2 protein-coding genes are annotated in these 3422 nt (G+C 74.8%); both read left to right on the top strand.

The features are described 5' to 3' along the window. Positions 1-2467: polysaccharide lyase 8 family protein (locus DVA66_RS18410; protein WP_232822060.1), on the top strand; the 2467-nt coding region annotated here is incomplete at its 5' end. 220 nt (positions 2468-2687) lie between these two features. Then, positions 2688-3209 carry a glyoxalase superfamily protein gene (locus DVA66_RS18405; RefSeq protein ID WP_198671933.1) on the top strand — a complete coding sequence of 174 codons (522 nt, stop codon included), beginning with the start codon at positions 2688-2690 and terminating at the stop codon, positions 3207-3209. Positions 3210-3422: the final 213 nt, after the last annotated feature.

The raw sequence follows: 3422 nt of genomic DNA, 5'->3' as shown, positions 1-3422 counted from the left end.
TCCCCCGAACGGTCCCGAGGAGACGACGATGACGTCAGCCGATCCCACCCACCCCTCCCCCGGCACGCTCCGGCTGCCCCTGCTGAGCCGACGGCGCCTGCTGGGCGGCTCGGCCGCCGCGGCGCTGGCGGGCCTGGCGCTGCCCGCGGTCCCGCAGCCTGCCTGGGCCGCCGACGAGTTCGACACGCTGCTGTTCCGGCGTGCGGAGCTGCTGACCGGCGGCGCGCTGGACGCCTCGGTGCCGGAGATCCGGGCCGGCCTGGACCGGCTGGATGCCACCACCGCCGAGCTGCTGGGCAGCATGGTCGAGGCCGACGACCGGCTCTGGCCCGACCTGCCGGTCACCGGCCCGCAGGAGGCGAACGTCGGGGTCAGCTACCAGCGGCTGCTCGAGCTGGCGCTGGGCTGGGCGACCGTCGGCTCGGCCACCTACCACGACGCGGGCCTGGGCTCGACGCTGGTGACGTCGCTGCGCTTCCTGCACGACCGCGGATACCACGCAGGGCTGGCGCCGACGGGCAACTGGTGGTTCTGGGAGATCGGCAACCCGGCCCGGCTGGCCGACACCTGCTGCCTGCTCGGCGACACCGTGCCGGCCGAGGACCTCACCGACTACCTCGCCGCGATCCGCCGCTTCACCCCCAACCCGAACTTCCGCGGTCGCGGCACCTCCCCCGAGACGGGGGCCAACCGCACCGACAAGGCGCTGGCCTGCGCCGTCCGCGGGCTGCTCGCCCGGGACGCGGCCGAGGTCGCGATGGCCCGGGACGCCCTCAGCGACGTGGTCGGCGGCGGCCGCAACAGCGTGTTCCGCTACGTCACCTCCGGCGACGGCTTCTACGCCGACGGCTCCTTCGTCCAGCACCGCTACCTCCCCTACGTCGGCACGTACGGCAACGTCGCGCTGTCCGGGGTCGCCGACCTGCTGGCGCTGCTCGGCGGGTCGAGCTGGCAGGTCACCGACCCCGACCGGGTCGTCGTGCTGGACGCCCCGGAGAAGTCCTTCGCACCGTTCATCTGGAACGGGCTGATGATGGACACCGTGCGTGGCCGGGCGGTCTCGCGCGAGCACGAACGCGACCACCACGACGCCTTCAGCACCATCTCCTCGCTGCTGCTGATGGCCCCGGGTGTGGACGCCGAGCACGGCTCGACCTACCGCCGGCTGGCCAAGGGCTGGATCGAGCGGGCCCCGCACCCCTACCTGGAGGAGGTGGGGCTGCCCGAGCTGGGCCGGGCGCTGCAGGTGCTCGCCGACGGCTCGGTTCCCGCGGCCCCCGAGCCGGTCGGCCACCAGCACTTCGCCGACCAGGACCGCTCGGTGCACCGCCGTCCCGGCTGGGCCTTCACGGTGTCGGTCTCCAGCAACCGGATCGGTCGCTACGAGTGGGGCAACAACGAGAACAACCGGGGCTGGTACCAGGGCGACGGGATGAGCTACCTGTACCGGGAGAGCGACCTCACCCAGTTCTCCGCCGACTTCTGGCCCACCGTCGACCCCTCCCGGCTGCCGGGCACCACCGTCGGGCTGGAGCCGCGGGCCAGCGGCGAGGGTGCCGGCACCGGCATCCCGCGCGCCACCCGGCCGTGGGCCGGCGGAAGCGTGGCCGCCAGTCGCTGGGGCGCGATCGGCATGGACCACCTCGGCTACGACGGCGACCTCAGCGCCCGGAAGTCCTGGTTCTGCCTGGACGCGGCGGTGGTCGCCCTCGGCGCCGGCATCCGCAGCACCGACGGCGCAGCGGTCGAGACCACGGTCGAGAACCGCTCCGCCGCCCCCGGACGGGCCCCGGCGCTGCTGGTCGACGGCGACCGGCTGGTCGAGGAGGTGGGCACGTCGGCCCGGGTCGGCGCGGCCGGCTGGGCGCACCTGGACGGCGTCGGCGGCTACCTGTTCGGTGCGGGCACCCAGCTGGCCCTCGCGCACGAGGAGCGCACCGGCACCTGGCGCACCATCAACTCCGGCGGCGACACCGGGGGCAGCGACACCCCCGTGACCCGGGAGTACCTGCGGCTGACCCTGGAGCACGGCGTCGATCCCGACGGAGACGCCTACGAGTACGTGCTGCTGCCCGGTGCCGACGTCGCCACCACCAGTCGGCTGGCCGCCGCCCCGGCGTACCGCGTGCTGGCCAACACGCCGTCGGTGCAGGCGATCAGCACCGAGGAGGGTGGACGCCGGCTGCTGCTGGCCAACGTGTTCGAGACCGCCGACCTGCCCGAGCTGGCGGCCTCCGGACCCTGCTCGGTCGTGGTGACCCGCCGCGGGCCCGAGCTCACGGTGGCCGTCTCGGACCCCAGCCGCCGCGCCCAGCCGCTGCGGCTCGAGCTCACGGTCCCCGGCCGCTACCGGCTGGTCGAGGCCGACACCGAGCTCACCGTCAGCGCCCGAACCCGCACCGTCGTGGTCGACGCCGACCTCGGCAGCACCCGCGGCGCCACCCGCACCGCCACCCTGCGCACCTGACCCTCCGACCTGTCCCGGGCCGCGCCGTCATTCGGAGGAGGGGTGGCGGGTGTCGGGCGGAGGTCGTAGCGTGAGCGCGGGGTCGACGTCCCTGCCGCTCGCAGCCCTCCGGGGTCCGGTGAACACGTCGTCCAGCACAGCGAGGACCACGTGCCCTTCCCGAGCACGGCGACTGGCAACGCGAGCACCAGGACGGCCCGCTCGAGGAGACGGAGCACCCGTGATCCCCTTCACCGCCGACGAGGCCAAGGCGCTGGCGCGAGCCCTGCGGGCCGCACTGCCGCCCGGCCACGACCTGACCCACGGCCAGAGCCTGGACCTGCTGTCCCGTGCCCTCGGCCACCAGGACTGGAACCACCTGGCGGCCCGCTACCAGCAGCCCGGCAGCGGCCCGGCGATGCCGGTGCTGCGGGTCTACGACGTCGCCCTGGCCCGCGCGTTCTACCTCGAGACCCTGGGCTTCTCGCTCGACTTCGAGCACCGCTTCGAGCCCGGGATGCCGGCCTTCCTCGGCATCAGCCGGGACGAGACGAGGCTCGCCCTCAGCGAGCACCACGGCGACGGCACCCCCGGCACGGTGGTGTGGATCCCGGTCCGCGCCCTGGACGCCTACCGCTCGCGGGTGCTGGCCGCCGCCGCCGGCCGGCTCCGTCCCGGCATCGACCGCTCCGCCCCCGGCGGCCCCACCATGACCGTCACCGACCCCTTCGGCAACGAGCTCCGCTTCTGCGAACCCAGCTGAGCCGGTCGCCGGGACACCCGTGGCCATCCCCGTGTGAGCGGCTCCCGCCCTTCGACAGGCTCAGGGCGCTGTGGGTGGGTGAGCGGCCGGGTGCGGGCGCTCGCCCTTCGACAGGCTCAGGGCGCTGTGGCTGGGTGAGCGCTCGGGTGCGGGCGCTCGCCCTTCGACAGGCTCAGGGCGCTGTGGGTGGGTGAGCGGCCGGGTGCGGGCGCT

This window comes from Desertihabitans aurantiacus, from assembly GCF_003344635.1.
GTDB classification, from domain to species: Bacteria; Actinomycetota; Actinomycetes; order Propionibacteriales; family Propionibacteriaceae; genus Desertihabitans; species Desertihabitans aurantiacus.
The sequence above is the reverse complement of the archived record's forward strand: the minus strand, read 5'-3'. Positions and strand labels throughout refer to the sequence as shown.